This window comes from Streptomyces sp. NPDC045967 (genome assembly GCF_056430495.1).
Window position 1 is genome coordinate 119,400 of the sequence record NZ_JBWKLE010000003.1, and the last position, 26,912, is coordinate 146,311.

Consider the following 26,912-nt stretch of genomic DNA (forward strand, 5'->3'; position numbering starts at 1 on the left):
CACTATCAGCCGACGGATGGTCAAGACGCGTCCTTTACCCGCCTGATACGAGTTCTATGCTCGCCCCATGGCAGAAATTCTGGCCCTCGTGGAGGCTCGGCTGCGCACCGCGTTCGGCGTACCCGACGCACGCGCCGCCGTCACCTTCCTGGGCACCGACCGCATCGAAGTACTCCGATTCACCGAGGGCGACCTCGTGCGGTACGCGACCCTCGGCATGTCCGCGCACCCGATGACCGATCCGACGGCCGTGGTCGCCGACCCCGTACGCGGACCGCGCGCCGAGCTGGTCCTCACCGTACGGGCGGGACGCGCGCCCACCGACAAACTGCTCAGGCCCCTCGCGGTCCTGGCCGCCTCTCCGCAGGTCGAGGGGCTGATCGTGGCCCCCGGCGCCTCGCTGGACGTCGGCGAACCCCTCTGGGACGGGGCTCCGTTCAGCTCCGTCCTGGTCGCGGAGCCGGGCGGCCTGGTGCAGGACCTGGAGCTGGACGAGCCCATGGAACCGGTGCGGTTCCTGCCGCTGCTGCCGATGACGGCCAACGAGGCCGCGTGGAAGCGGGTCCACGGGGCAGCCGCCCTCCAGGAACGCTGGCTCGCGCGCGGCACGGATCTGCGGGATCCTCTGCGTACCGCAGTCGCACTGGACTGAGCCCGGACGGGTGATCGCGTCTTGACGGCGCGCCGGGCGGGGAGGAGCGTGGCTTCTTATGAGGGGCGAACCGAGTTGCCCGAAGTGCGGTGGCCGGGTGAGAGCGCCCGGTCTCTTCTCCGACTCCTGGCAGTGCACGGTCCACGGCGCCGTCTACCCCCTGCAACCCGTGATCCCGCCCAGCGTCGAGGGGCTGAGCGTGGTCGCGCACCGCACGCGGGTGCCGGTGTGGATGCCGTGGCCGCTGCCCGTGGGGTGGCTGTTCACCGGCGTCGCCTCCGCCGGCGACGACCGCAGCGGGGGACGGGCGACGGCCGTGGCCTGCTCAGGCCCCGGGCCGCTGGGCGGAATGGGTGAGCTGCTGCTGGTCGCGGAGGAACTGGGCGTCGGGCTCGGCGCGCGGTTCGCGGGCATCGACGGCCCCGACCCCGGCTCGCACCTCGACATCTCGGCGCCGCCGCACGCCAAGGTGGTCGCGGCCGGCCGGCCGACCCCGCTGTGGCACCTGGGCGGGGCCCCCGACGACCGGGCCGTCTTCGCGGGCGAGGCCCGCGGCCTGTGGCTCTGGGCGATCGTCTGGCCGGAGCAGTCCGGGCTGCTGATGTACGACGAACTCGTGCTCACCGATCTCCGCGACGCGGGCGCCGAGATCGAACTCCTGCCGTGCGGGGCCCTGAGCCCGCGCATCCTCGGGTCGGGTTAGAGCGCGGGATCCCACTGGCGCGCGGGAGCTTCGGCCCGGTTATCCTGGACTGTCCCCTTTCCCGTACCACCACCCTGGAGCCCGGCTGTGCGCATCGACCTGCACACCCACTCCACGGCTTCCGACGGTACGGACACTCCCGCCGAGCTGGTGCGCCGGGCCGCCGCGGCGGGGCTGGACGTGGTCGCGCTGACCGACCACGACACCGTGGGCGGGTACGCCGAGGCCGTGGCCGCGCTGCCCGCCGGGCTGACGCTGGTGACCGGGGCCGAGCTGTCCTGCCGGCTCGACGGGATCGGGATGCACATGCTCGCGTACCTGTTCGACCCCGAGGAGCCCGAGCTTGCCCGGGAGCGCGAACTGGTACGGGACGACCGCACCCCCCGCGCCCAGGCCATGGTCGGCAAGCTGCGGGCACTCGGTGTGGACGTCACCTGGGACCAGGTGGCCCGGATCGCCGGTGAGGGCTCCGTGGGGCGGCCGCACATCGGAGCCGCCCTGGTCGAGCTGGGTGTCGTGCCCACCGTCTCGGACGCCTTCACCCCCGACTGGCTCGCCGACGGCGGCCGCGCGTACGCCGAGAAGCACGAGCTCGACCCCTTCGACGCGATCCGCCTGGTCAAGGCGGCCGGCGGGGTCACCGTCTTCGCCCACCCCGCCGCCGTCAAGCGCGGCCGCTGCGTGCCCGAGTCCGCGATAGCGGAGCTGGCGACGGCGGGCCTGGACGGCATCGAGGTGGACCACATGGACCACGACGCCGGCACGCGCGCGCGGCTGCGCGGCCTCGCGGCCGACCTTGGACTGCTGACCACCGGTTCCAGCGACTACCACGGCAGCCGCAAGACCTGCCGTCTCGGGGAGTACACGACCGACCCCGAGATCTACGGCGAGATCACCCGCCGCGCGACGGGGGCCTTCCCGGTGCCGGGCGCCGGCGGACAGGTGCGCTAGCGGGCCCCCGGCTCCGCTCCACCCGTCCCTCCCCCCTTTTCGCGCGTTCCCTTCGCGACGCCCCTCTCTCCTGCAAGGCATCACTGTGTTCGACTTCGCCGTCTTCGGATCCCTTTTTCTCACCCTTTTTGTGATTATGGACCCGCCGGGGATCACGCCGATCTTCCTCGCCCTGACCTCCGGGCGCCCCGCCAAGGTGCAGCGCAAGATGGCCTGGCAGGCCGTCTGCGTGGCCTTCGGCGTCATCGCGGTCTTCGGTCTCTGTGGCCAGCAGATCCTGGACTACCTGCACGTGTCCGTGCCGGCGCTGATGATCGCCGGCGGTCTGCTGCTCCTGCTCATCGCGCTCGACCTGCTCACGGGCAAGACCGACGAGCCGAAGCAGACCAAGGACGTCAACGTCGCCCTCGTCCCGCTGGGCATGCCGCTGCTGGCCGGTCCCGGCGCGATCGTGTCCGTGATCCTGGCCGTGCAGAAGGCCGACGGCATCGGCGGTCAGGTGTCGGTGTGGTGCGCGATCACCGCCATGCACGTGGTGCTGTGGCTGACCATGCGCTACTCGCTGGTGATCATCCGGATCATCAGGGACGGCGGCGTCGTCCTGGTGACCAGGCTCGCCGGCATGATGCTCTCCGCGATCGCCGTCCAGCAGATCATCAACGGCGTGCTCCAGGTGGTACAGGGGGCCTGACCCGCCCGGCAGCCCGCGGCCCCGCGGGCCGCGGGGCCGCAGCCCCCGCACCACGCGGACATGCGGACGCCCCCGGCACCGACTCGGGTGTGGGGGCGTCGACGTCCGTACGGTGGTCTGGGCGTCAGCAGGACGCCGTCGCAGCCGGTCGGATCAGGATGCGCTGGCCTACGGCCGCGGCCTGCTGCACGATCCGGTTGACGGAGGCCGCGTCCACGACGGTGCTGTCCACGGCGGATCCGTCGACGTCGTCCAGGCGCAGAATCTCGAAGCGCATGGGGCTTCTCCCTTCGTCGGTGTTTCTCCTTGCGTAGGTATAACGAAGTGTAGACGGCAAACATTCCCTACGCTAACGAAATTTTTTCACTGGCTAACGATCAGCGGTGGAGGCCGCCCAGAAGGCGGCCAGTGCGGCCGCCGTGACCTGCGGGTTCTCCGCGTTCGGAGAGTGCTCGGCGCCCTCCACGACCACGCGCGAGGCGCCCAAGCGCTCCGCCATCTCGTCCATCAGCGGCACCGGCCAGGCGTAGTCCACCGTTCCGGACAGCACCAGCTTCGGCAGCGGGACGGCCGCCAGCTCCGCGACCCGGTCCGGCTCGGCGATCAGCACCCGGCCCGTGCCGATCAGCTGCTCGGGGACGGTGGCCAGCCACCGCTCGCGGAGGAACCCCAGCAGTTCGGGCGCGTCCACGAGGATGTCCTGCGGGTCCTGGGCGCGCATCGCCTCCCACACCGCCGGCATGTCGTCCCGCATCGCCTCCAACGCGGCCACCAGCAGCTTCGTTCGGGCCTGCTGCTCCTCGGCGATCGCGGCCGGGCCGCTGCTCATCAGCGTGAGCGAGTGGAACGGCGCCGCGTCGCGCAGCACGGCCGCGCGCGAGACCAGCCCGCCAAGGGAGTGCCCGACGAGATGGACCGGGCCGGCGTCGAGCGCCGCGGCCTGCGCCAGCACGTCGCGCGCCAGCTCCTCCAGGGCGTACGCGGACTCCTCGCGCGGACCCGGGCTCTGGTACTGGCCGCGCCCGTCGACGGCGACGACGCGGTACCCCGCGCCGGCCAGCGGCTCCAGCAGGCCGATGAAGTCCTCCTTGCTGCCCGTGAACCCGGGGACCAGCAGGGCGGTTCCCCGGACGGGCGCACCGGCCTCGTGGACGGCGAACGGGCCACGGGCGGTGTCGAGGAGGTACGCGCGGGCGCGCGGGGGCAGGGTGAGGCGCGGCGGCTTGCTCATACGGCTCACGTTACTGGCCGGTCCGCTTCGCGGTCCCGCAGGACGGCGGTACGGGCGGCGCAGCCGGGCGGCGTCACCGGCGACGCCGATGGCCCGGCCCCCCTGGACGGGGAGCCGGGCCATCGGAGCGGTGCTTACGCCTCGGGCGCGGCCGCGGCCTTGCGGGTGCGGGTCCGCTTCGGCTTGGCCGGGGCCTCCTCGGACACCGCGGGGGCCGGGGCGTCGACGGCCTTGCGGGTCCGGGTCCGGGCCGGGCGGGCCTTGACCGGCTCGACCGGCGGGGCCATCTGGAAGTCCGGCTCCGGCGCGGCCTCGACGGGCTTGCGGGTCCGGGCCCGCACGGGGCGGGCCGCGACGGGCTCGACCGGCGCGACCGTCTGGAAGTCCGGCTCCGGTGCGGCCTCGACGGCCTTGCGGGTGCGGGTCCGCTTCGGCTTGACCGGGGCCTCTTCGGCCGGGGCCTCGACCACGGCCGCCTCGGCGACCGCGGCGACGGCCTTGCGGGTACGGGTGCGCTTCGGCTTGGCCGGAGCCTCCTCCGCGACGGCGGCAGCGGCCTCGGTGACCGGAGCCGCCTGGACGGCGACCGGAGCGGCCTGGGCGACCGGAGCCGCCTCCACGACCGCCACGGTCTCGACCGCCTGGGCCGGCACCGAACCCACCCGGGTGCGGCGGCGGCGCGGCCTGCGGGCCTCGTCGGCGGCCGGAGCCTGCGCGTCCTGCGGGGCCTCGGCGGCCGGAGCGGCGGCGGTGCCGGAGCCCAGCTCGGAGCCGCCACGGGTGCGGCGGCGCTGGCGCGGCGTACGGGTGCGCGCGGGGCGCTCCTCCGTCACCACGGCGGCGGCGGCCGGACCGCGGCCGCCACGGCCCCCGCGACCGCCGGTCTCGCCCAGGTCCTCGACGTCCTCGGCCTTCAGGCCGGCCCGCGTGCGCTCGGCGCGCGGCAGGATGCCCTTGGTGCCGGCCGGGATGTCGAGCTCCTCGAACAGGTGCGGGGACGTGGAGTACGTCTCGACCGGGTCGTGGAAGTCCAGCTCCAGCGCCTTGTTGATCAGCTGCCAGCGCGGGATGTCGTCCCAGTCGACCAGGGTGACGGCGATGCCCTTGTTGCCCGCGCGGCCGGTGCGGCCCACGCGGTGCAGGAAGGTCTTCTCGTCCTCCGGCGTCTGGTAGTTGATGACGTGGGTCACGCCCTCGACGTCGATACCGCGCGCGGCGACGTCGGTGCACACCAGCACGTCGACCTTGCCGTTGCGGAACGCGCGCAGCGCCTGCTCGCGCGCACCCTGGCCGAGGTCGCCGTGGACGGCACCCGAGGCGAAGCCGCGCTTCTCCAGCTGCTCGGCGATGTCGGCCGCCGTGCGCTTGGTGCGGCAGAAGATCATGGCCAGGCCACGGCCCTCCGCCTGGAGGATGCGGGAGACCAGCTCCGGCTTGTCCATGTTGTGCGCACGGAAGACGTGCTGCTTGATGTTGGCGACGGTCACGCCCTCGCCCTCGGGCGAGGTGGCGCGGATGTGCGTCGGCTGCGTCATGTACCGGCGGGCCAGTCCGATGACCGCACCCGGCATGGTCGCCGAGAACAGCATGGTCTGGCGCTTCGGCGGCAGGTAGTTGATGATCTTCTCGACGTCGGGCAGGAAGCCCAGGTCGAGCATCTCGTCGGCCTCGTCGAGGACCAGGGCGCGGACGTGCGACAGGTCCAGCTTCCGCTGGCCGGCCAGGTCGAGCAGGCGGCCCGGGGTGCCGACGATGATGTCGACGCCCTTCTTGAGCGCCTCGACCTGGGGCTCGTACGCGCGCCCGCCGTATATGGCGAGGACGCGGACGTTGCGGACCTTGCCCGCGGTCAGGAGGTCGTTGGTGACCTGGGTGCACAGCTCGCGGGTCGGAACCACCACGAGGGCCTGCGGGGCGTCGGTCAGCTGCTCGGGCGTCGCCCGGCCCGCCTCGACGTCCGCGGGGACGGTCACCCGCTCCAGCAGGGGAAGGCCGAAACCGAGCGTCTTGCCGGTGCCGGTCTTGGCCTGGCCGATGACGTCCGTGCCGGAGAGGGCGACGGGGAGGGTCATCTCCTGGATCGGGAAGGGGGACACGATGCCGACGGCCTCGAGGGCTTCGGCGGTCTCGGGGAGAATCCCGAGGTCTCGGAAGGTAGTCAGGGTGCTGCCTCTTCTGTGAGACGCGGCCCGAGGCGGCGAAGGGGGTCGTACCGTGCCTGGCTGTGCGTACTGCTACGTACGGAGCTGCGCGGGACCACTGCCGTCGCTCAAGCGCTCTTGCCGCTGAGGGGGCCCCTCGTGTGGGGCGGTACGCGTCCGCGCACACACCGGACCACTGAGGGCGGTCGGTTTGGAGCCGATCGGGCCACCGACCGGGCATCCTCATTGGGATCGCCCGCCGAGTATCCGGCAGGCGCATTACCACTGTACCCCGGAATCGCGCAGCTGTGTCGGGCGAATTCATCACCGCGGCCCGTTCGGGGAGACCGGCGGTGATCGGCCGCAGTGACTTGAGGCGCCTTTCGGCGGGCTATTGTGCGGAGCATGTCGACCGTAGAAAACGCCACGCCCGCCGACGACGGCGCTTCCGCCGGAGCCGTGGGCATCGCCGCGCAGGACTGGGCGGCCGCCTCCGCCTCGCCGCAGTACCGGGCCGCCGTCGTGGACCTGCTCGGCGCGCTCGCGTACGGAGAGCTCGCGGCCTTCGAACGCCTCGCGGAGGACGCGAAGCTCGCGCCCACCCTCGACGACAAGGCCGAGCTCGCCGCCATGGCCTCCGCCGAGTTCCACCACTTCGAGCGGCTGCGCAACCGGCTGGCGGCGATCGACGCCGAGCCCACCGCCGCCATGGAGCCCTTCGCCAAGGGCGTGGACGACTTCCACCGCCAGACCGCTCCCTCGGACTGGCTGGAGGGCCTGGTCAAGGCATACGTCGGCGACTCCATCGCCAGCGACTTCTACCGCGAGGTCGCCACCCACCTCGACGCCGACACCCGGGCCCTGGTCCTCGGGGTGCTCGACGACACCGGCCACGGCAACTTCGCCGTGGAGAAGGTCCGCGCCGCCATCGAGGCCGACCCGCGCTGCGGCGGACGCCTCGCGCTGTGGGCCCGCCGGCTGATGGGCGAGGCCCTCTCGCAGGCCCAGCGCGTGGTCGCCGAGCGCGACGCGCTGTCCACCATGCTCGTGGGCGGGGTCGACGGGATGGCCGCCGGTTTCGACCTCGCCGCCGTCGGCGAGATGTTCACCCGGATCACCAAGGCGCACACCAAGCGGATGGCGGCCCTCGGCCTCGCCGCTTAGGCGCTGTCCCTCGGATCCCGCCGCCGGGACCCCGGAGCCGGGATCCGGCGGGGGCATGCGACGGCCCCGGCACGGAACCATCCGTGCCGGGGCCGTCGTGCGTCAGGGATCAGCCCCGGGTCGGGAGCGAAAACGGAGTCCGGTGCGAGGGCCTGCGGGGACCGGAGCCCGGACGGAGCAGCAGGGACAGCACCACCGCCGACACGAGCACGGCCCCCACGAAGGTGGCGGTCAGGGTGTTGTGCCCCGGGCCGAGCGCGAAGTGCGTCAAATAGGCCCCGAACAGCGCCCCGAGCACCCCGCTGACCAGCACCACCCTCACGGCGGGCAGCCTGCCGGCGAGCATGCGAGCGGCTGTCGCGGACAGGGCGAGGCCCAGCAGGGCGGAGCCGAGCACTTCCATCAGCAGCATGAAATCCCTCCCACACATCGGGCAAACCCCGTCACAGCCGTCCTACCCGAAGCGGAAGACACGGAAACGGCCCGGCGGAGTCAACCACCGGGCCGTTTCGGACAGTTCTCGGCACGTCAGGTGCCGAAGCGTCAGAGCGCTCCGAAGCCGACCTTGCGCGTGGTCGGCTCGCCCAGGTCGACGTACGACAGGCGGTCCGACGGCACCAGGACCTTGCGGCCCTTGGCGTCGGTGAGGCTGAGCAGCGGCGCCTTGCCGGACAGGGCGGCGGCGACGATGCTCTCCAGCTCCTCGGCGCTCAGGTCGCTCTCCAGCACGATCTCCCGGGGTGCGTGCTGCACGCCGATCTTGACCTCCACGGCTTTGTCCCTCCGACGGTCCGGTTCGCGCGATCAGCCGCGCCGTACGCGGTCCACATTAGCCCGAGCGGGGACGCGAACCGCTCGCGGCGGGCACGCTGGCAGCGAACAGTGCGGCCCGCGCGGTGCGGGAGCGCCGGGAGGACGCCGCCGGGATCACCGCGAAGAGCGTGGCGAGGACTGGGCGGCGAACCGAGGCGGCCGAAGAACGCGGCGCGAGAACGCGGGAGGAGCGGGTCGGCGGCGGCGGGCGCGGCTCAGCCGTCGGCCGGCTCGCCGCCCTGCTCGCTGCCGTGCAGCGGGAAGCCGGCGATACCGCGCCAGGCCAGCGAGGTCAGCAGGCCGACCGCGGTGTCCCGGGCGACCGGGCTCTCGCTGGACAGCCAGTAGCGCGCCACCACCTGCGAGACCCCGCCCAGGCCGACGGCCAGCAGCATCGACTCGTCCTCGGACAGGCCGGTGTCCTCCGCGATGACCTCGGAGATGGCCTCGGCGCACTGGAGCGAGACCCGGTCGACGCGCTCGCGCACGGCCGGCTCGTTCGTCAGGTCGGACTCGAAGACCAGCCGGAAGGCGCCGCCCTCGTCCTCGACGTAGGCGAAGTAGGCGTCCATCGTCGCGGCCACGCGCAGCTTGTTGTCCGTGGTGGACGCCAGCGCCGTGCGCACGGCGAGCAGCAGGGCCTCGCAGTGCTGGTCGAGCAGCGCCAGATACAGGTCGAGTTTGCCGGGGAAGTGCTGGTAGAGCACCGGCTTGCTGACCCCGGCGCGCTCCGCGATGTCGTCCATGGCCGCGGCGTGGTAGCCCTGCGCGACGAAGACCTCCTGAGCCGCGCCCAGCAGCTGGTTGCGCCGGGCCCGGCGCGGCAGTCGCGTGCCCCGCGGACGCGCTGCCTCGGTCTGCTCGATGGCTGTCACGCCGCCTCCCACTTTCTCTAAGAACACAGTGCGCTCTGCGCCGCGCCGCCATCGTACTTTTCGGTAACCGAATCTGGTGGGTTCAGGCCGAGTTTTCTCGCGGTACGGACCGGTCGGAGGCGCTGGTCAGCGGTAGTCGTCGTCGTCCAGGGGCACCACCCTGGCCTGCTCCACGGCGTCGCCGTCGTTGGCCTCGCCGCGATCCACACCGGTCACCCGGTCGTCGTCCCGGGGCGGCTCCGCCTCGGTCAGCTGCTCGGCCAGGTCGGCTTCGGGCGCCTCGGGGTCGACGGCTTCCGGGAAGGGCTCCCGGAAGGTGTCCGGCTCCGCAGGGTCGACTGTCATACCGGTCCCCTCCGTTCCTTTGGTGTCACTACGAGCCTAGGAGGCTTGCGGTTACCCCGCTATACGGACCGGCAAGCCTCTGTGACGGCGAACACAAGGAGTCCGGCGTGATCGTCTCGTAACATTGCCGCATGTCTTCGACCGAGCTGCCGGGTGTCCGCGCCACCGCCGACTCCGCACCGGCGGGAGCGCCCCGGGTGGCCGACGGGGAGCAGATGCGCACCGTCGCCCTGCCCGGGCTGGAGCTGGCCGTGCGGGTGCGCCCGCCCGCCCGTCCCGACCTGCCGCCCGCGCTGTTCGTCCACGGGCTGGGCGGTTCCTCGCAGAACTGGTCCGCGCTCATGGAGCGGCTCGAGCAGACCGTCGACGGCGAGGCCCTCGACCTGCCCGGTTTCGGCTGGTCCCCGCCGCCCGGTGACCGGGACTACTCACTGAAGGCCTTCGCCCGCACGGTCGTCCGCTACCTCGACGCCACCGGGCGCGGCCCGGTCCACCTGTTCGGCAACTCCCTCGGCGGCGCCGTCGCCACCCGCGTCGCGGCCGCCCGGCCCGACCTGGTCCGCTCCCTCACGCTGGTCTCGCCCGCCCTGCCCGAACTGCGCGTGCAGCGGGGGGCCGTGCCCACCGCACTGCTCGCCGTGCCCGGGATGGCCGCCCTGCTGGGCCGGATCGCCCAGGGGCTGACCGCCGAGCAGCGCACCCTGGGGGTGACGGAGCTCTGCTACGGGGACCCCGGGCGGGTGACACCGGAAGGGTTCCGCGCCGCGGTCGAGGAGATGGAGCGGCGGATGGCCCTGCCGTACTTCTGGGAGGCCCTGTCCCGTTCCTCCCGCGGCATCGTCGACGCCTACACCCTCGGCGGGCAGCACGGGCTGTGGCGGCAGGCCCAGCGGGTACTCGCACCGACCCTGCTGGTCTACGGTGGCAAGGACCAGTTGGTCTCGTACCGTATGGCGCGCAAGGCCGCCGCAGCCTTCCAAGGCTCGCGGCTGCTGTGCCTGCCGCGGGCCGGGCACGTGGCGATGATGGAGTACCCCGAGGTGGTGGCCGCCGCCTTCCGGGAGCTGCTGCAGGACACCCGAGACGGCAGAGGCTGAGGACGAGGACGTGGGACGACATAGTCGCAAGGACCCCGCGCCCGCCCCGGCGCCCGCGCCCCAGCCGTACGAGCGGCCTGCCGCGCAGTCCTGGGAGCGGTCCTCGGACCAGGTGCACGACCGGCCGCCGGTCCCCGAGGAACGCAGCCGGCCGTGGCCGGAGGCCACCGTCACCCACCGCGGACACGTGCCCGAGGCGCGATCCGTCGCCGGCGGCCACCCCCAGCAGTTCGAGCACGGCGCGGCCTGGGGAGCCCGTCCCGACTCCGTGTACGGAGACTGGCGCGGGGTGCCGCGCCCCCGGGCCGCGACCGCGCTGCTCGACACCGATACCCCGGCCTACGGCACCCCCGCGGCCGGCTTCCCGCAGGTCACGCCGGCGCAGCCCGCAGCCGGCCCGGCCCGCCGTCCCGCAGCCGCACCGGAGCGCGACTCCGTCACCTCCACCGGTTCGCACCGCCGGGTGCCCGGACCGCGCAAGCCCGCCGCGGCCGCCGCCGACACGGTCGCCGTCGCCGACGTCGACGTGGACCCGGCCCCCGAACGGCCCGGCTCCGGCCGCGGTCTGAAGGTCCGCACCTACACCGGCATGGCGGCCGCGGCCGTCACCACCGTCCTCGCCGTCGTCGTCGCCGGCCAGGTCGCCACCGACGGCGAGAGTGCCCCGCACGGCACGCTCAGCGCCACCGGCGACGGCCGGGCCGCCGAGGCAGCCTCCCGTTCCGACGGCCGTCCGGTGCCGCAGGCTCCCGCGCAGGCCCCGGCGCCGGTCCCGGTCCCCGCGCCGGAGCTGACCTACGAGCAGAGGATGGCCGAGCGGCTGCCGATCGACGAGAAGCTGACGGGCCCGGGCCTCTTCGACACCGTGCCGGGCGTGGCCAAGGCCCCCGGCAAGGGCAGGCTCGTGCGCTACCGGGTCGACGTGGAGCAGGGCCTGGGGCTGGACGCGCAGCTGTTCGCCGAGGCCGTGCACCGCACCCTCAACGACGACCGCAGCTGGGCCCACGGCGGCGCCAGGACCTTCGAGCGGGTGCCGGGGGGCGAGAGCGACTTCGTGATCACCCTGGCCAGCCCGGGGACCACCGGGAAGTGGTGCGCCAAGTCCGGCCTGGACACCACGGTGGACAACGTCTCCTGCGACTCCGCCGCCACCGAGCGCGTGATGATCAACGCGTTCCGCTGGGCCCAGGGCGCCGCCACCTTCGGGCCGGACCAGATGCTCGCCTACCGCCAGATGCTCATCAACCACGAGGTGGGCCACCGGCTCGGCAACGGCCACGTGAACTGCCGCACGCCCGGCGCACTCGCCCCGATCATGCAGCAGCAGACCAAGTCGCTCGACATCGACGGCGTCCAGTGCAAGCCCAACCCGTGGGTTTTCCCCGGAAGTTGAGCGGGCACGACCGCACCGCGGGCGGCAACTGCGGCGCGTAGCGCGCTCGAACGCGAACCGTACGGGAAAGTTACGACTCTTCACCCCTTCCGGTGGCGCGACGGACAACCGTCCGCCGCGTCCTCGGCCCATCCGCTTGAGTTCTTCCGCGGCGGGTCGCCGGACCGACGGCGACCGCCTGGACGGGAGATCGGGGGTGCCACTCGTGCGGATCGGACTGCTCACGGAAGGTGGTTATCCGTATGCCACGGGAGAAGCGAGGCTGTGGTGCGACCGGCTCGTGCGCGGGCTCCCGCAGCACGAGTTCGAGCTCTACGCACTGAGCCGCAGCGCCGAGCAGGAACGCGCCAGGGTCGCCCTGCCCGGCCACGTCACCCGGGTCCGGACCGCCCCGCTGTGGGCGCCGGCCGACGACGGGCGGACGTACTCCCGGCGTGAGCGCCGCCGGTTCGCCGACTGCTTCCGGGAGCTGGTCCACGGGATCTGCGCCGGGGAGGCACCGGCTTTCGAGGCGGGGCTGTACGGGCTCGCCGGGCTCGCCCGCGAGCAGGGCGGCCTGTGCGCGGCGCTGCGTTGCGAGTCGGCGGTACGGCTCCTGGAGTCCGCCTGCCGGGCACCGGGCGCCGGGCGGACCGTGCAGGCGGCGCAGGTGCCGGACCTGCTGGAGTTCGCGGACGAGCTGGAGCGGATGCTGCGCCCGCTGTCCCTCGACTGGTACGAGGAGGACACCCGGCTCGGCAGCCTCGGCTCGGTCGACGTCTGCCATGCCGCGGCGGGCGGGGTCGCGGCGCTGCCCGGGCTGCTGGCCAAACGCTTCTTCGGGGTTCCGCTGCTGGTCACCGAGTACGGCGTCCAGCTGCGGGCCCACTACCTGGAGCAGAGCCCGCACGCCCGCCCCGCCGTACGGGCCCTCCTGGCGGCCTTCCACACCCGGCTGGCAGGCGAGATCTACGCCCGGGCGGACCTGCTCACCCCCGGGAACGCGCACGCCCGGCGCTGGCAGGAGCGGTGCGGTGCCACCCGGGACAGGCTGCGGACGGTCTACCCCGGGATGGAGGCGGACCGATTCGCCGCCGTCGGGGAATCCGCGGACGGGGGAGACTCCGACACCCTCGTCTGGGTCGGGCGCGTGGAGCCCGCCAAAGACCTCATCGCCCTGCTGCACGCCTTCGCGGAGGTCCGCAAGGCCGCCCCGCAGACCCGCCTGCGGGTCTTCGCCACCGCGGCGACCCCCGGGTACCTGGCCGACTGCCGCTCCCTGGCCGCCCAGCTCTTTCCCGATGAGGCGGCCGACGCCGTCACCGCCGGGGAGAACCCGGTGACCTTCGAGGAGATCGGCGGACCCGAGGCGCCGACCCCGGCCGAGGCGTACGCCGCCGGGCGGGTCGTCGTGCTCTCCTCGGTGATCGAGGGCTTCCCGGTCACCCTCGCCGAGGCGATGCTGTGCGGCCGCGCCACGGTCTCCACCGACGTCGGCGCGGTCTGCGAGGTGATCGGCGGCACGGGCCTCGTCGTCCCGCCGCGCAATCCGCGGGCCCTCGCCGACGCCTGCCTCGCCCTGCTGCGGGACCCCGAACGGGCGCACCGGCTCGGCGCGGCCGCGCGGGCCCGGGCCCTGGAGCTGTTCACCGTCGAGCAGAACGTGGCGGCCTTTCAGGAGATCTACCTGATGCTGCTCGCCGCCGGCTCCGACGCGTCCGCGGGCCCCGGCCTCCTCGCCGGCTCGCCGGGCCCCGGCGGGACCGACGGCGGGACGCCCTTCGCCCGGCCCGCCGAGGCGCGGGTGCCGGGCCACTGGACCAGCCCGACGTGGGCGGCACCCGTACCGGAGGCGACCGCATGACCACCATGGATACGCCCGCCGGCGCCGCGGCGCCGCCGGGGCTGCGCGCACCGGCCCCCGGCGCGACCGAGGCGTTACCCGCCGGTGCGGCGGCGCCGCCGGGGCCCCGAACCTCCCACGCCGGTGCGGCCGCCCCCGGGCGGCGGCGGGGCGGGGATCCCGTCAAGGCCCTGCTGCACCGGCACCGCGAGCTGTGCGAGCGGGCGGTGGACCCACTGGAGATCGCCGCCGGGCTCGAGGCCCACGGGGTCACCGACCGCACCGCCGGGCACTTCCGGCACCGGGACGTCTTCTCGCTCGCCGAGGAGCTCTACGCCCGCACCCCGCACGGGCAGGCACCCGCCGCCGAGGGCACCCGGGCGACCGCGCGACCCGCCGCGGTCCTGGGCGCCGGCTGCGCGCTGCTGCCCGGGGCCCTCGCGCTCGCGGCCGCCGCGGCCGCGCCCGCCTTGGCCGGACCCGTCGCCGCGGCCGTGACCGTCGCCGCGCTGGTGTGGCCCGGCCGGGCGGCCGGCGGCCGCTTCCCCGTGACCGCGCACCTGCTTGCCGCGGCCGTCGCCGGCGGGGCCGCCTACCGGTACGGCAGCGCCTGCGCGCTCGCTCTCGCCCTGGCCGCGGCCCCCGCCCACCTGGTCGCCGCCGCCTTCGCCGCCCGGGCCCGGAACCGGCTCGCCGGGAGCCGGGCCCTGGAGGAGTTCGCGGACCGGGTCCGGCCGCTGCTCCTCGGCGCCGTCGCGGTGTTCGCCGCGGCCGCCGCCGGGGCCGCCGCACTCGCCGGGGCCCCGCTCACGGCGGCCGTACCGCTCGCCGTGCTGCTGTTCCTGACCCGGCTGCTGCTGCGCCACGGAGCCCACCGCGGGCCCGTCGCCGCCGCCCTGGCGCTCGCGCTCGTCCCGGTCCCGGCCGCCGCCTCCGCCGCGGCCGCGGGACTCCTCGTACACGCGGTCCTCGCCCTGTCCCGCGCATCCGCCCATGCGCGGCCCCGTCCCTCCACCCGCAAGGAGAAACAGAAGATGACCGGCCAGCCAACCGACCAAGGGGCCACGCGATGAGGGTGCTGCTGATCGGAGCCAACGGATACCTCGGCCGCTACGTCGCCGACCGGCTGCTCGCCGACCCCGCCGTGCAGCTCACCGCGCTCGGCCGCGGCGACGACGCCGATGTCCGGTTCGACCTCGCCACCGGCAGCCCCGGCGCGCTGACCCGCTTCCTCGACGCCGTCCACCCGGGCGTCGTGATCAACTGCGCCGGCGCCACCCGGGGCGGAGCCCGCGAACTCACCCGGCACAACACGGTGGCCGTCGCCACCATCTGCGAATCGCTGCGCCGCAGCGGTTGCGGGGCCCGGCTCGTCCAGCTGGGCTGCGCCGCCGAGTACGGACCCAGCCAGCCCGGCTCCTCGACGGCCGAGGACGCGGTGCCCAGACCGGGCGGGCCGTACGGGGTCAGCAAACTGGCCGCCACCGAGCTGGTGCTCGGCTCCGGCCTGGACGCCGTCGTCCTTCGGGTCTTCTCGCCCGTCGGCCCCGGCACCCCGGCCGGCTCCCCCCTCGGCCGCCTCGCCGAGGCGATGCGGCGCGCCATGCAGTCCGGTGACGGGGAGCTCAAGCTCAGCGGGCTCGGCGTGCAGCGCGACTTCGTGGACGTACGGGACGTGGCCCGGGCCGTGCACGCCGCCTCGCTCTCCGCCGCCCAAGGCGTGGTGAACATCGGCACCGGCCGCGCGGTCCGGCTGCGGGAGGCGGCCGCCGTCCTGGCCCGGGTCGCCGGCTACGGCGGAGCCCTGCACGAGCTGGACGTCCCGCACGGCGGACCCCAGCACGGGCACCCCGGCCGGCCGGCCGGTCTCGCCGCCATCGGCTCGCCCCGCTCCGAGGCCACCGCCGAGCAGCTCGCCGCCGCGGCCCCCCAGCCGTACCCGTACCCCGACGGCTGCGGCGCCTGGCAGCAGGCCGATGTCCGCACCGCCCGCGACCGGCTCGGCTGGCGGCCGCGGATCAACCTGGAGGAGTCCCTCGCGGACATCTGGATGGAGGCGGCGTGCCGCATCTGACCACGCCGCCGGGGGCCGAGGCGGCCGCGACGACCGGGGCCGGCCGCCTCGGCCTGGGCATCCCCGGCTACGCGCACCCGCTGCTCGCCCCCGTCGAATGGGCCGAACTGACCCGCCCCGGGACCCCGCTGCACTGGGCCGTGCTCAACGTCACCGACGGCCCGGGCGGGCGCCCCGACCCGCACTGCACCGAGGCCGCCGCGAAGGTGCGCGGCGCGGGCGGCGGTCCCCGCCTCCTCGGGCACCTCGCGCTGCGGAACGGCCGGCGCTCCTTCGGGGAACTGCTCTCCGACGCGCACCGGTTCCTCGACTGGTACGGCGTGGGCGGCTTCTACCTGGCGGGGGCTCCGTCCGGGAAGGACGACCTCGCCCCGGTGCGCCGGGTCGCGGACGCCCTGCGATGCCTGGGGGAGGACGTGCGGATCGTGCTCGGCCACGGCACGCACCCCTGCGAGGGCTACCTGGAGGCCGCCGACCAGCTGGTCACGTTCTCCGGGGCGTGGGCCGACTACCGCTGGTCGCAGGTGGCGGAGTGGACCGCCGACCATCCGCCGGAGCGGTTCTGCCACCTCGTCCACGGGGTGCCGCGCACCCATCTGGAGGAGGCGATGCGGATCGCCCGCTGGCAGGGCGCGGGCACCATCTGGCTCACCGACCGGCCCGGGCCGGCCGAGCGTGACCCCTGGGCCTCCATGCCCGGGTACTGGGACGAAATCGTCTCGCGCATCGGGACGGGTGTCTTGGAATGAAGACGGGCGTGGCAGTGTTACGGGGAGAACCACCGTTGAGAACGTCACCATCTACGGAGTCCCCGTGTCGCTGCCACCCCTGGTCGAGCCAGCTGCTGAGCTCACCGTTGACGAGGTTCGTCGGTACTCCCGCCACCTGATCATCCCGGATGTCGGGATGGACGGCCAGAAGCGCCTGAAGAACGCCAAGGTGCTGGCCGTGGGCGCGGGCGGCCTGGGCTCGCCCGCCCTGATGTACCTGGCCGCGGCCGGCGTCGGCACGCTGGGCATCGTGGAGTTCGACGAGGTCGACGAGTCGAACCTGCAGCGCCAGATCATCCACAGCCAGGCGGACATCGGCCGTTCCAAGGCCCAGTCGGCCCGCGACAGCGTGCTGGGCATCAACCCGTACGTGAACGTGGTCCTGCACGAAGAGCGGCTCGAAGCCGAGAACGTGATGGAGATCTTCAGCCAGTACGACCTCATCGTCGACGGCACGGACAACTTCGCCACGCGCTACCTGGTCAACGACGCCTGCGTGCTGCTGAACAAGCCGTACGTGTGGGGCTCGATCTACCGCTTCGACGGCCAGGCCTCGGTGTTCTGGTCCGAGCACGGTCCCTGCTACCGCTGCCTGTACCCGGAGCCGCCGCCGCCGGGCATGGTCCCGAGCTGCGCCGAGGGCGGCGTGCTGGGCGTGCTCTGCGCGTCCATCGGGTCCATCCAGGTCAACGAGGCGATCAAGCTCCTCGCGGGCATCGGTGAGCCGCTGGTCGGCCGCCTGATGATCTACGACGCCCTCGAGATGCAGTACCGCCAGGTCAAGGTCCGCAAGGACCCCGACTGCGCGGTCTGCGGCGAGAACCCGACCGTCACCGAGCTCATCGACTACGAGGCCTTCTGCGGCGTCGTGTCGGAGGAGGCCCAGGAGGCGGCCGCCGGTTCGACGATCACTCCCAAGCAGCTCAAGGAGTGGATCGACGACGGCGAGAACATCGAGATCATCGACGTCCGCGAGGTCAACGAGTACGAGATCGTCTCGATCCCCGGCGCGAAGCTGATCCCCAAGGGCGAGTTCCTGATGGGCACCGCCCTGCAGGGCCTGCCGCAGGACAAGCGCATCGTCTTGCACTGCAAGACGGGTGTCCGCAGTGCGGAAGTCCTCGCCGTGCTGAAGGCCGCGGGCTTCTCCGACGCGGTCCACGTCGGCGGCGGCGTCATCGGCTGGGTCCACCAGATCGAGCCGGACAAGCCGATCTACTAGGTCCTGTCGTCAAAGTGGCGGCGGGCCAGGCGCGACTTCGACGACAGGGCCTAGGGGCTCCCGGCAGCCGGGAAGGCCGCCCGGGTCCCACCGAAGGGGCCGTACTCCACGCGGAGCACGGCCCCTTCGGGGCGCCGGGGGAGCGCCGGGCTCAGACGGGGGCGCCGGTCCCGGGGCCGGTCGGGCTTCCGGTCGGATCGTCCTTCGCCGTGCAGACGGTCCCGGCGGCGGGCTTCTCGCCCTCCAGCAGGTACGCGTTCACGACGTCCTGCACGCAGGCGTCGCCGCTGTTGTAGGCGCCGTGCCCCTCGCCCTTGTAGGTGAGCTCCACGCCGACGCCGGGGCCGAGCCGCTCGACCATGCGGCGGGCGCCCTCGTACGGGGTGGCCGGGTCGCCGGTGTTGCCGATGACCAGGATCGGGGCGGAGCCGGGGGCGGACACGTCCGGGGTCTCCCAGGCGCCCGCGACCGGCCAGTCGGTGCAGCTCATCATCGCCCAGCCGAGGAAGTCGCCGAAGACCGGCGAGGCGGAACGGAACGCGGGCAGCTTGGCCTTGGTCTGCGCGAGGGTGTACCGGTCCTTGGAGTCGGCGCAGTTGATCGCGGTGTTCGCGGCGCCGATGTTGCTGTAACGGCCCTGCTGGTCGCGGCCGTTGAGCGCGTCGGAGAGGGCGAGCAGCAGTTGTCCCTGTCCGCCCTCGGCCTCGTCGAGGCCCTGTTCCAGCAGCGGCCACAGCTCCTTGGAGTACAGGGCCTGCGCGATGCCGTTGGTGGCCTGGCTCTCGGTGAGCTGCCGGTCGCCGATGCCGGGGATGGGCTTGGCGGCCAGCTCCTTCTGCAGCTCGATGATGTTGGCCTCGATCTCCTTGACGGTGCTGCCCTGGAGCGTGCACTCGTCGCCGCGGTCCACGCAGTCCCGCGCGAAGTTGTCGAGGGCGAGCTGGAAGCCCTTCGCCTGGCCGAGCGCGCCCTCCTCGGAGGTCTTGGTCGGGTCCACGACGGCGTCGAAGACGGCCCGCCCGACGTTCTTGGGGAAGAGGTGGGCGTAGACCCCGCCGAGCTCGGTCCCGTAGGAGATGCCGAAGTAGTGCAGCTTCTCGTCGCCGAGGGCCTGGCGGATGCGGTCCAGGTCGCGGGCGGCGTTTTCGGTCCCGACGTGGGGCAGCAGTTCGTCGGAGTTCTTCACGCACGCCCGCTGGTAGGCCCGGATGTTGTCGACGAACGCCTGCTCCTGCTGCGGGTTCGCGGGGGTGGAGTCCTGGGCGTAGTACGCGTCCAGCTGCCGGTCGCCCTCGCAGCGGACCGGCGCGCTGCGGCCGACGCCGCGCGGGTCGAAGCTGACCAGGTCGTAACGGGCGCGCAGGGCCTCGTACTCCTTGGCGGCGCCGGGCAGCGTGGTGATCCCGGAGCCGCCGGGGCCGCCGAAGTTGAAGACGAGCGAACCGATGCGGTTCTTCTGGTCGCGGGCCTTGGCGCGGATCAGGGCGATCGGGAGGGTCTCGCCCTCGGGCTTCGCGTAGTCGAGGGGAACGTCGAGCGTGGCGCACTGCCAGTCCTTGGGCGGGGCCTGCCCGCCGCCCTCCAGGGGACTGGGCGCCGGACACTCGCCCCACTTGAGCGGCTTGACCTCCTTGGCCCCGTCGGGCTTGGCGGTCTTCCCCTCACCCCCGTCGGAACACCCGCCGGCCCCGGCCAGCGCGACGGCGAGCACGGCGGCCCCGGCAACCCGCAGAACGTTTCTCGACATGCCCCCATCCTCGGCGCCCCCCGCCCGGCCCGCCCGCGCGCTGACCCGAACGGGTCCCGGGCCGCCCGGCCCGAGGCGACGCAGGCGCCCACGCCAACCCCCTCGTACGCGGCTCCGCACAGGGCGAGACCCGGCAGGCGCGACACGGCCTCGTCCCTCCGGCCTCGCCGGCGTTCGAGGCGCGGGCGCGGAGCGCCGTAGGGGTGACGGGGGCACCACCCCGGGCCGGTACCCGCACGCGGCGCCCCGGACCCGGCAAGCCCGGCCCCCGCCCCGGCCGGGAGGCTAGATGGCTTCCTTGCGGGTCAAGAAGTTGAACGAGATCCACCCCGGCAGCACCGGCAGCCAGAACGTCATCAGGCGGAACAGCAGGACCGCCGAGATCGCGACCTCCTTCTCCAGACCCGCCGCGATCAGCCCCAGCGTCAGCGTGGTCTCCACCGCGCCCATACCGCCCGGCGTCGGCGCCGCCGACCCCAGCGCGTTGCCCGCGAGGAACACCACCGCGATGCTCGCGTAGCTGATGGCCTGGCCACCCCCGAACGCCCGGATCGACGCGTCCAGGCACATCACGAAGCAGCCCGTCAGCAGCAGCATCCCACCGATGCCGGTCACCAGCTTCTGCGGCCGCTGGAGCACGTCCAGCATGCGCGGGACCACCCCGGCGAACAGCGCCCGCACCCGCGTCGCGACGAACTTCCGCATGAACGGGACCGCCGTCACCACCAGGACCAGCACCGCCACCGTCAGCAGACCGGCGATGACCGTCCGGGACGGGGTCATCTCCGGCGTCTTCTCCGTCCCCGTCAGGTAGCCGAACGACAGCAGCAGCAGGATGTGGCTGGCGAGCCCGAACAGCTGCGAGGCGCCCACGCTCGCGACCGCGAGCCCCGGCCGGACCCCCGCCCGCTGCAGGAACCGGGTGTTCAGTGCGACACCGCCCACCGCCGCCGGGGCGACCAGCTTCACGAAGGACCCGGCCACCTGCGCGACCACCGTCCGCAGGAACGGCACCCGCTCGGGCACGAAGCCCAGCAGGCTCATCGCCGCCGCGAAGTAGCTCAGCGCCGAGAAGGCCAGCGCCGCCCCGACCCAGCCCCACTGCGCCTCGCCGATGATCGTCGCGAAGTCCACGTGGGCGAGCTGCGTCAGCAGGAAGTACGCGCCGAACGCGCCCGCGATGAACGACACCAGCGTGCGCGGCCGGATCCGCTCCAGCCGGGCCGGTTCCACCGGCGCCTGCGGGCGGATCAGCAGCACCTGCTGGCGGATCTGGCTCAGCAGGTCCTCCTCCCGGGCCCCGTCCAGCGCGTCGTCCAGCGCCCTCTTCTCGGCCTTGCGGTCCGCGGCCGGGCTGGTGCCGGCATCCGCCCCGCGCGCCGCCTTCGCCGCCCGCGAGGACTCCAGCACGGCCTCCCGCTGCCGGTCCGCCCGCTCCCGGGCCAGCCTGCGCAGCGTGGCCCGGGTGGAACGGCTCAGCGCGATCGGCTGGAGCAGCGGCAGGCAGTCCGCCACCGCGTCCGGGCCGAGCACCGACACCGCCGAGGCCACCGCCCGCTCCGCTCCCACCCGCAGGCCGAGCGTGGTGAGCAGCTGCGCGATGTCCATCCGCAGCACCAGGTCGCCCGCCGCGATCTCGCCGCCGCGCAGGTCGGTGAGGATGACGGTGCCGGAACGATCCACCACCAAGGCGTCCCCGGTCAGCCGCCGGTGGGCGATCCGCCGCGACTGCAGGGCCCGGACCTGCTCCCAGGCGTTGCGGCTCAACTCGTCGGTGATCTCCTCGTCGGGGAGGGAGTCCAGGGTCCGGCCGCCCAGATGCTCGTAGACGAGCATCACGGCGTCCGGTCCGAGCTCCGAGGTGGCGATCAGCTTCGGCGCGTTCGCCCCGGCCGCGATGGCGGCGTACGCGAGCAGTGCCTCCTGCTCCAGCGCCTGCCGCAACGACTGCAGGCTGCGCCGGGTGGTGATGCCGCGCAGGGTGAGCCGGCGCCAGACCCGGTAGAAGAAGCCCTGGGCCTGCTGCTCGCGGTCGACGACGGTGACGTCGAGCGGTGGGCCGTCCTCCAGGGTGACGTGGTAGCGCCGCCCCCGGTCGCTGACCTCGGACGCCTCCGGACCGGGCTCGGTGGCCTCCGCGCGCATCGCGCTGACCGGCCGGAAGCCGACCCGGCGCAGTCCCGCGAGCAGCGTCTGACCGGTGGGGCGCACATTGGGCGAGCCGACCGCGTACAGCGTCCCGTAGGCGACGCTCCAGCCGATCAGCACGGTCAGGATGATCGAGAACGGCGTGGTGTAGCCGCTGACCAGCATCGTGAACGCGTCCATCAGCAGGACCACCCACAGCGCCACGCGCCAGCGCGGCCGGCGGGTCATCCCGACGGCCGTCATGTAGGCGATCACGGGCGCGAGGTAGCCGTGCACCGGATCGGTGAGGGCCCCGCCGGCCCCGGCGGGGCGGGTCAGCGCGTCCTGGATGGTGTCCGGGGCGGCCTGCGACACCCACAGGTCGGTGGCGAGCGTGACGCCGTGCGCGAGCACGGCGGCGAGCACGCCGTCCGCGATGCGCAGGCCGTCGCGTTTGATCAGCCGCTCGATGGCGAAGGCCACCGGCAGCAGCAGCACCGCGATGCTCGACACCAGCGCGGCGACCTTGATCAGCAGGTCGGGCGCCTGGCCGGTGCCCTTGTTGATGTCCTCCTCCAGGCCCACGGTGGTGCCGTGGGCGAAGGCGGCGATGGCGAGGACGACGGCGATGCCGAGGATGCCGACGAGCAGGCGGACGAGGTCGGAGGGGCGGTGCACGCGGGCGGCGAGCAGGGGTTCGTCGACCTCCACCTGGTCGGCCATGGTGGGCGCGTGCCCGTGCGGCCCCTCGGGCTCCGCCCCGTCGGCGGACCCCTCGGCGGACCCGGCGGAGGCTTCGGCGGCGGATCCGGCGGAGGCTTCGGAGACGGAGCGCCCGGGCCCGGCGGAGGGCTCGGAACCGGGTCTGGGCCGGGGCGCGGCGCCGTCGTCTGGGCGCGTCGCGTCGTCGTCCGCCGCCGCGCCGTCCGGAGGGCTCACACCCTGCTCCTTCGTCGTCACATCCGTCTCTTCTTGATCACGTATCACCAGTCACCGCCCGCAAGATGGTGGCACGGACCGACCTTCCGGCGGGGCATCAGGGTGCGCGCCGGTACGGAACCTTGTCTTCCGCCACCCGGCGGCCGGCGTGCTGCACCATGGGCCGAATGAGCGAGGAGCTGCCCGCCTACGCGGAGCACGTGCTGGAGGTGGCCGAGCGTATTCCGCCCGGCCGGGTGATGACGTACGGAGACGTCGCCGAGTGGCTCGGCGAGGGCGGACCGCGCCAAGTCGGGCGCGTCATGGCCCTGTACGGCGGGGCCGTGCCCTGGTGGCGCGTGGTGCGCGCGGACGGCGTGCCGCTGGCCGGCAGCGAGCTGCGCGCCCTGGAGCACTACCGGGCGGAGGCCACCCCGCTGCGCCTGACGGCGGGCGGCGAGCCGCGGCTCGACATGCGCCGGGCCCGCTGGGACGGCGGCGAGGAGCGCGACGGGGACCGCGACGAGGCTCACACCTGACAGCTTCGGCCATGCGGGGCCCGGGCGGGCGGTCGGGCGCCCGGGCGAAGGCCCGTCCGGGGGACGGGCACGGCCTGCGCGGGCCCGGCCGCTTGCCGTAGCGTTGCCTCTTCCGCTCCGGCCGCCGCCGACGCGGTGCCACCCGAAGACCCACCAGGACCGGCAGCTCACGTGATCACCTCTCCTTCCGACCGCACCGAACGGCGGCGTACGCGGATCCCCGACGCGTACCGCCTGGTGCGCACCGGGCCGGAACGGGTGGACCCCCCTGTGCTGGACGCAGCGCAGCGCGCGGTGGTTGATCACACCGCCGGACCCCTGCTCGTCCTGGCCGGACCGGGCACCGGGAAGACGACCACCCTGGTCGAGGCCGTCGCCGCCCGGGTGGAAGCGGGTACGGACCCCGCCCGTGTGCTCATCCTCACCTTCAGCCGCAAGGCGGCCGTGGAACTGCGCGACCGCACCGCCCTGCGGCTTGGCGGCGCACGGGCTCCGCAGGCGACGACTTTCCACTCCTTCTGCTACGGGCTCGTGCGCGCCCACCAGGACACCGACCTCTTCGCCGACCCGCTGCGGCTGCTGTCCGGCCCGGAGCAGGACGTCATGGTCCGCACCCTTCTGGAGGGCCAGCGCCGGATCCGGTCCATCCGCTGGCCGGACGACCTGCGGGCCGCGCTGACCACGCGCGGGTTCGCGGACGAGGTCCGCGCCGTCCTGGCCCGCGCCCGGGAACTGGGCCTCGGGCCGGCGGCGCTCGACTCCTTCGCGACCCGGACCGGCCGCCCGGACTGGAAGGCGGCCGCGGCCTTCCTCTCCGAGTACCTCGACGTCCTGGACATGCAGGGCACGCTGGACTACGCGGAGCTGCTGCACCGGGCCGTGCTCCTGGCGGAGCGCACCCCGTCCCTGGCCTCCGCCTACGACGTGATCTTCGTGGACGAGTACCAGGACACGGACGCCTCCCAGCTGCGGCTGCTGCGGGCCCTGAACGGCACCGGCGGCACGCTGGTCGCCTTCGGCGACCCGGACCAGTCGATCTACGCCTTCCGCGGCGCCGACATCAACAACGTGCTGGACTTCGAGTCCGCCTTCCCGGGCGCGGCGGTCAGGGCCCTGACGGTGGGCCGCCGCTCGGGAGCGGTCCTCCTCGCGGCCACCCGCCTGCTGACGACCCGCATGCCGCTGCCCCGCCTCCCCGCGGCCGCGGTCCGCGAGCACCGGGGCCTGACGGCGACGCGCGAGGGCGGCCGGGTGGAGGTGTACACCTACCCGACGGCCGGGGCGGAGCTGGACAACATCGCCGACATCCTGCGCAGGGCCCACCTGGAGGACGGCGTGCCCTGGCGGGACATGGCCGTACTGGTCCGCGCGGGCGGCCGCACCCTCCCGGGGATGCGGCGCGCCCTGATCACGGCGGGCGTCCCGGTGGAGACGGACGGCACGGACACCCCCCTGCGCCACGAGCCGGCGGTGACGCCCCTCCTGACCGCCCTCCGCACGGCCGCCACCTACGCCTCCACCCCGGCCGCGGACGAGCCGGAGGCCGTCACGGCGGACGGTACGGCCGAGGGGACAGCCTCCGGCACGTCGGACGGGGCAGCCGCACCCGCCTCCGGCGACGCCGGCACCGACGCCGGTACAGGCACTGACGCCGACGCCGCAGGCCGGGACGTACCCGGGACCGCCGACGCCGGCGCCGCGACCGGTGAGGGCGCCGGGGGGATCACCGTGGAGGCGGCCATCGCGCTGCTCGGCTCCCCGCTCGGCGGGATGGACGCCGCCGACCTGCGCCGCCTCGGCCGGGCCCTGCGCGAGGAGGAGCGCGCCGCGGGCGTCAAGGTGCCCGCGCCCTCCGACGTCCTGCTCGCCCGCGCCCTTGCCGAGCCGGAACGGCTCACCGCCCACGACCCCGCCTACGCCCGCGGAGCGCAACGCCTCGGCCTGCTCCTGCGCAAGGCCCGCGAGCTCCTCCAGGGCGGCGGCACCGCCGAAGAGGCCCTGTGGACGCTCTGGGACGGCACCCCCTGGCCCCAGCGGCTGGAGCGCTCCGCCCGCCGCGGCGGCGCCGCCGGGCGCAACGCCGACCGCGACCTCGACGCCGTCTGCGCGCTCTTCGACACCGCGGCCCGCGCCGAGGACCGCACCGGCGGCCGCGGCGCCCTCAACTTCCTCGAACAACTGGAGGCGGAGGACATCGCCGCCGACACGTTGACGACCCGCGCCGTCCGGCCCGACGCGGTCCGGCTGATGACCGCCCACCGCTCCAAGGGCCTGGAGTGGTCCCTGGTCGTCGTGGCCGGCGTACAGGAGGGGCTCTGGCCCGACCTGCGCCGCCGCGGCTCCCTCCTCGAAGCCGACCGCATCGGCCGTGACGGCCTCGCCGAACCCCTCACCCCCGGCGCGCTCCTCGCCGAGGAGCGCCGGCTCTTCTACGTCGCCGCCACCCGCGCCCGCGACCGGCTCGTGGTCACCGCCGTCAAGGCCCCGGCCGAGGACGGGGACCAGCCCTCCCGCTTCCTCACCGAGCTCGGCGTCACCCCCAAGGACGTCACCGGCCGCCCCCGCCGCCCCCTCGCCGTCCCGGCGCTCGTCGCCGAGCTGCGCGCCACCACCGTCGACCCCGACGCCTCGCCCGTCCTGCGCGACGCGGCCGCCCGGCGCCTGGCCCGCCTCGCCGCGCTCACCGACGACGAGGACCGCCCGCTGGTCCCCGCGGCCCATCCGCAGCGCTGGTGGGGGCTGTACGAACCCACCCGCAGCACCGTCCCGCTGCGCGACCGCGACCGGCCCGTCGCCCTCTCCGGCAGCGCCCTGGACCAGCTCGCCAACAGCTGCTCCCTCCAGTGGTTCCTCGGCCGCGAGGTCAAGGCCGACGCCCCCTCCACCGCCGCGCAGGGCTTCGGCAACGTCGTCCACGTCCTCGCCGACGAGGTCGCCTCCGGCCGCACCCCCGCCGACCTGGCCGTCCTCATGGAACGCCTCGACTCCGTCTGGGACGCCCTCGCCTTCGACGCACCCTGGAAGTCGGCCCAGGAGAAGGAGAACGCCCGCGCCGCCCTCGAGCGCTTCCTGCGCTGGCACACCACCGACCGCGGCGGCCGGACGGCCGTGGCCACGGAGCACGAGTTCGACGTCACACTCGAGGCCGGCGACCACACGGTCCGGATCCGGGGCTCAATGGACCGCGTGGAGGCGGACCCGCAGGGGCGCGCGTACGTCGTCGACTTCAAGACCGGCAAGTCCGCGCCGACCAAGGACGAGGTCGCCCGCCACCCCCAGCTCGCCGTCTACCAGCTCGCCGTGCGCGAAGGCGCAGTCGACGGGGTCTTCGACGGCCTGCGCCCCGAACCGGGCGGCGCCGAACTCGTCCAGCTGCGCCAGGGCGCGCCCAAGAAGGAGGGCGGGGACGAGGTGCCCAAGGTGCAGGGCCAGCAGCCGCTCGACGGCGAGTGGGTCGGCGACCTGCTCGCCACCGCCGCCGGCCGGGTGCTGGACGAGCGCTTCGCGCCCGCCGCGGGCAAGCACTGCGACCACTGCTCCTTCCGCAGCTCGTGCAGCGCCCGCCCGGAGGGCCGCCAGACCGTGGAGTGAGGCGGCGGGACGGGAGCGCCGGACGCGCGCCGGACGTGCGCCGGAC

General features: G+C 74.2%; 23 protein-coding genes. 14 read left to right on the plus strand and 9 right to left on the minus strand.

Going from position 1 to position 26,912, the window contains the following annotated elements; genetic code table 11:
• Positions 1–67: 67 nt before the first annotated feature.
• The 4 genes from AC07FY_RS07495 to AC07FY_RS07510 all read left to right on the plus strand — a co-directional run bounded on the left by AC07FY_RS07495 (position 68) and on the right by AC07FY_RS07510 (position 2,997).
• The gene (locus AC07FY_RS07495) at positions 68–652 is read left to right on the plus strand and encodes a suppressor of fused domain protein (RefSeq protein ID WP_479001929.1); all 585 of its coding nucleotides are present in this window, start codon (positions 68–70) and stop codon (positions 650–652) included.
• A 58-nt stretch (positions 653–710) separates the two neighbouring features.
• A complete protein-coding gene (locus tag AC07FY_RS07500; RefSeq protein WP_479001932.1) occupies positions 711–1,355 on the plus strand; it encodes a DUF6758 family protein in 645 nt (214 codons plus the stop codon).
• An 87-nt stretch (positions 1,356–1,442) separates the two neighbouring features.
• The gene (locus AC07FY_RS07505; protein ID WP_479001935.1) at positions 1,443–2,306 is read left to right on the plus strand and encodes a PHP domain-containing protein; all 864 of its coding nucleotides are present in this window, start codon (positions 1,443–1,445) and stop codon (positions 2,304–2,306) included.
• Positions 2,307–2,391: 85 nt separating this feature from the next.
• Positions 2,392–2,997 (plus strand): MarC family protein, encoded by a 606-nt coding sequence (locus AC07FY_RS07510; protein WP_479001940.1) that lies wholly within the window; start codon positions 2,392–2,394, stop codon positions 2,995–2,997.
• Positions 2,998–3,121: 124 nt separating this feature from the next.
• On the opposite strand, the gene AC07FY_RS07515 is transcribed toward AC07FY_RS07510, so the two are convergent.
• The 3 genes from AC07FY_RS07515 to AC07FY_RS07525 form a co-directional block, all read right to left on the minus strand.
• Positions 3,122–3,274, minus strand: coding sequence for a hypothetical protein (locus AC07FY_RS07515; RefSeq protein WP_479001943.1), 153 nt, complete (start codon positions 3,272–3,274; stop codon positions 3,122–3,124).
• A gap of 93 nt (positions 3,275–3,367) precedes the next feature.
• Complete coding sequence (locus AC07FY_RS07520) at positions 3,368–4,228, minus strand: alpha/beta fold hydrolase (protein WP_479001946.1); 861 nt, start codon at positions 4,226–4,228, stop codon at positions 3,368–3,370.
• A gap of 134 nt (positions 4,229–4,362) precedes the next feature.
• On the minus strand, positions 4,363–6,324 hold the full coding sequence (locus tag AC07FY_RS07525; protein ID WP_479001949.1) for a DEAD/DEAH box helicase: 1,962 nt from the start codon (positions 6,322–6,324) through the stop codon (positions 4,363–4,365).
• Positions 6,325–6,774: 450 nt separating this feature from the next.
• On the opposite strand from AC07FY_RS07525, the gene AC07FY_RS07530 reads away from it, so the two are divergent.
• Complete coding sequence (locus tag AC07FY_RS07530) at positions 6,775–7,533, plus strand: ferritin-like fold-containing protein (RefSeq protein ID WP_479001952.1); 759 nt, start codon at positions 6,775–6,777, stop codon at positions 7,531–7,533.
• 109 nt (positions 7,534–7,642) lie between these two features.
• On the opposite strand, the gene AC07FY_RS07535 is transcribed toward AC07FY_RS07530, so the two are convergent.
• The 4 genes from AC07FY_RS07535 to AC07FY_RS07550 form a co-directional block, all read right to left on the minus strand.
• The gene (locus tag AC07FY_RS07535; protein ID WP_479001955.1) at positions 7,643–7,945 is read right to left on the minus strand and encodes a hypothetical protein; all 303 of its coding nucleotides are present in this window, start codon (positions 7,943–7,945) and stop codon (positions 7,643–7,645) included.
• 131 nt (positions 7,946–8,076) lie between these two features.
• Positions 8,077–8,304 (minus strand): DUF3107 domain-containing protein, encoded by a 228-nt coding sequence (locus AC07FY_RS07540; protein ID WP_479001958.1) that lies wholly within the window; start codon positions 8,302–8,304, stop codon positions 8,077–8,079.
• Between the two features lie 257 nt (positions 8,305–8,561).
• Entirely contained in the window at positions 8,562–9,221 is a 660-nt protein-coding gene (locus AC07FY_RS07545) for a TetR/AcrR family transcriptional regulator (RefSeq protein ID WP_479001961.1), read from the minus strand.
• A 126-nt stretch (positions 9,222–9,347) separates the two neighbouring features.
• Complete coding sequence (locus tag AC07FY_RS07550) at positions 9,348–9,566, minus strand: hypothetical protein (RefSeq protein WP_479001964.1); 219 nt, start codon at positions 9,564–9,566, stop codon at positions 9,348–9,350.
• Between the two features lie 131 nt (positions 9,567–9,697).
• Here AC07FY_RS07550 and AC07FY_RS07555 point away from each other — a divergent pair, with 131 nt between their 5' ends.
• From AC07FY_RS07555 to moeZ, 7 genes are all read left to right on the plus strand, one after another.
• On the plus strand, positions 9,698–10,663 hold the full coding sequence (locus tag AC07FY_RS07555; RefSeq protein ID WP_479001967.1) for an alpha/beta fold hydrolase: 966 nt from the start codon (positions 9,698–9,700) through the stop codon (positions 10,661–10,663).
• Positions 10,664–10,673: 10 nt separating this feature from the next.
• A complete protein-coding gene (locus AC07FY_RS07560) occupies positions 10,674–12,056 on the plus strand; it encodes a DUF3152 domain-containing protein (RefSeq protein WP_479001970.1) in 1,383 nt (460 codons plus the stop codon).
• A 205-nt stretch (positions 12,057–12,261) separates the two neighbouring features.
• Positions 12,262–13,899, plus strand: coding sequence for a DUF3492 domain-containing protein (locus AC07FY_RS07565; protein ID WP_479003131.1), 1,638 nt, complete (start codon positions 12,262–12,264; stop codon positions 13,897–13,899).
• Positions 13,896–14,951, plus strand: coding sequence for a hypothetical protein (locus tag AC07FY_RS07570; protein WP_479001972.1), 1,056 nt, complete (start codon positions 13,896–13,898; stop codon positions 14,949–14,951). Before AC07FY_RS07565 ends, AC07FY_RS07570 begins: the two co-directional genes overlap by 4 nt.
• Entirely contained in the window at positions 14,948–15,952 is a 1,005-nt protein-coding gene (locus tag AC07FY_RS07575) for an NAD-dependent epimerase/dehydratase (protein ID WP_479001975.1), read from the plus strand. Before AC07FY_RS07570 ends, AC07FY_RS07575 begins: the two co-directional genes overlap by 4 nt.
• Positions 15,940–16,701 carry a spherulation-specific family 4 protein gene (locus AC07FY_RS07580; protein ID WP_479001978.1) on the plus strand — a complete coding sequence of 254 codons (762 nt, stop codon included), beginning with the start codon at positions 15,940–15,942 and terminating at the stop codon, positions 16,699–16,701. Before AC07FY_RS07575 ends, AC07FY_RS07580 begins: the two co-directional genes overlap by 13 nt.
• Before the next feature lie 64 nt (positions 16,702–16,765).
• Positions 16,766–17,944: an adenylyltransferase/sulfurtransferase MoeZ gene (gene moeZ, locus AC07FY_RS07585; protein ID WP_479001981.1), complete on the plus strand. Its 1,179-nt coding sequence runs from the start codon at positions 16,766–16,768 to the stop codon at positions 17,942–17,944.
• A 151-nt stretch (positions 17,945–18,095) separates the two neighbouring features.
• On the opposite strand, the gene AC07FY_RS07590 is transcribed toward moeZ, so the two are convergent.
• Positions 18,096–19,691 (minus strand): alpha/beta hydrolase, encoded by a 1,596-nt coding sequence (locus AC07FY_RS07590; RefSeq protein WP_479001983.1) that lies wholly within the window; start codon positions 19,689–19,691, stop codon positions 18,096–18,098.
• Positions 19,692–19,976: 285 nt separating this feature from the next.
• Positions 19,977–22,805: a lysylphosphatidylglycerol synthase transmembrane domain-containing protein gene (locus tag AC07FY_RS07595; protein WP_479001986.1), complete on the minus strand. Its 2,829-nt coding sequence runs from the start codon at positions 22,803–22,805 to the stop codon at positions 19,977–19,979.
• Positions 22,806–22,915: 110 nt separating this feature from the next.
• Here AC07FY_RS07595 and AC07FY_RS07600 point away from each other — a divergent pair, with 110 nt between their 5' ends.
• Entirely contained in the window at positions 22,916–23,275 is a 360-nt protein-coding gene (locus AC07FY_RS07600; protein WP_479001989.1) for an MGMT family protein, read from the plus strand.
• A gap of 237 nt (positions 23,276–23,512) precedes the next feature.
• Positions 23,513–26,866: an ATP-dependent helicase gene (locus AC07FY_RS07605; protein ID WP_479003133.1), complete on the plus strand. Its 3,354-nt coding sequence runs from the start codon at positions 23,513–23,515 to the stop codon at positions 26,864–26,866.
• The last annotated feature ends 46 nt before the right edge of the window (positions 26,867–26,912 follow it).

Bases quoted from the DNA above. Each gene is read 5' to 3' on its own strand.
- AC07FY_RS07590 (WP_479001983.1), bottom strand. From the start codon at position 19,691: ATGTCGAGAAACGTTCTGCGGGTTGCCGGGGCCGCCGTGCTCGCCGTC.
- AC07FY_RS07515 (WP_479001943.1), bottom strand. From the start codon at position 3,274: ATGCGCTTCGAGATTCTGCGCCTGGACGACGTCGACGGATCCGCCGTG.
- AC07FY_RS07570 (WP_479001972.1), top strand. From the start codon at position 13,896: ATGACCACCATGGATACGCCCGCCGGCGCCGCGGCGCCGCCGGGGCTG.
- AC07FY_RS07500 (WP_479001932.1), top strand. From the start codon at position 711: ATGAGGGGCGAACCGAGTTGCCCGAAGTGCGGTGGCCGGGTGAGAGCG.
- AC07FY_RS07535 (WP_479001955.1), bottom strand. From the start codon at position 7,945: ATGCTGCTGATGGAAGTGCTCGGCTCCGCCCTGCTGGGCCTCGCCCTG.
- AC07FY_RS07520 (WP_479001946.1), bottom strand. From the start codon at position 4,228: ATGAGCAAGCCGCCGCGCCTCACCCTGCCCCCGCGCGCCCGCGCGTAC.
- AC07FY_RS07555 (WP_479001967.1), top strand. From the start codon at position 9,698: ATGTCTTCGACCGAGCTGCCGGGTGTCCGCGCCACCGCCGACTCCGCA.
- AC07FY_RS07550 (WP_479001964.1), bottom strand. From the start codon at position 9,566: ATGACAGTCGACCCTGCGGAGCCGGACACCTTCCGGGAGCCCTTCCCG.
- AC07FY_RS07575 (WP_479001975.1), top strand. From the start codon at position 14,948: ATGAGGGTGCTGCTGATCGGAGCCAACGGATACCTCGGCCGCTACGTC.
- AC07FY_RS07495 (WP_479001929.1), top strand. From the start codon at position 68: ATGGCAGAAATTCTGGCCCTCGTGGAGGCTCGGCTGCGCACCGCGTTC.
- AC07FY_RS07530 (WP_479001952.1), top strand. From the start codon at position 6,775: ATGTCGACCGTAGAAAACGCCACGCCCGCCGACGACGGCGCTTCCGCC.
- AC07FY_RS07600 (WP_479001989.1), top strand. From the start codon at position 22,916: ATGGGCCGAATGAGCGAGGAGCTGCCCGCCTACGCGGAGCACGTGCTG.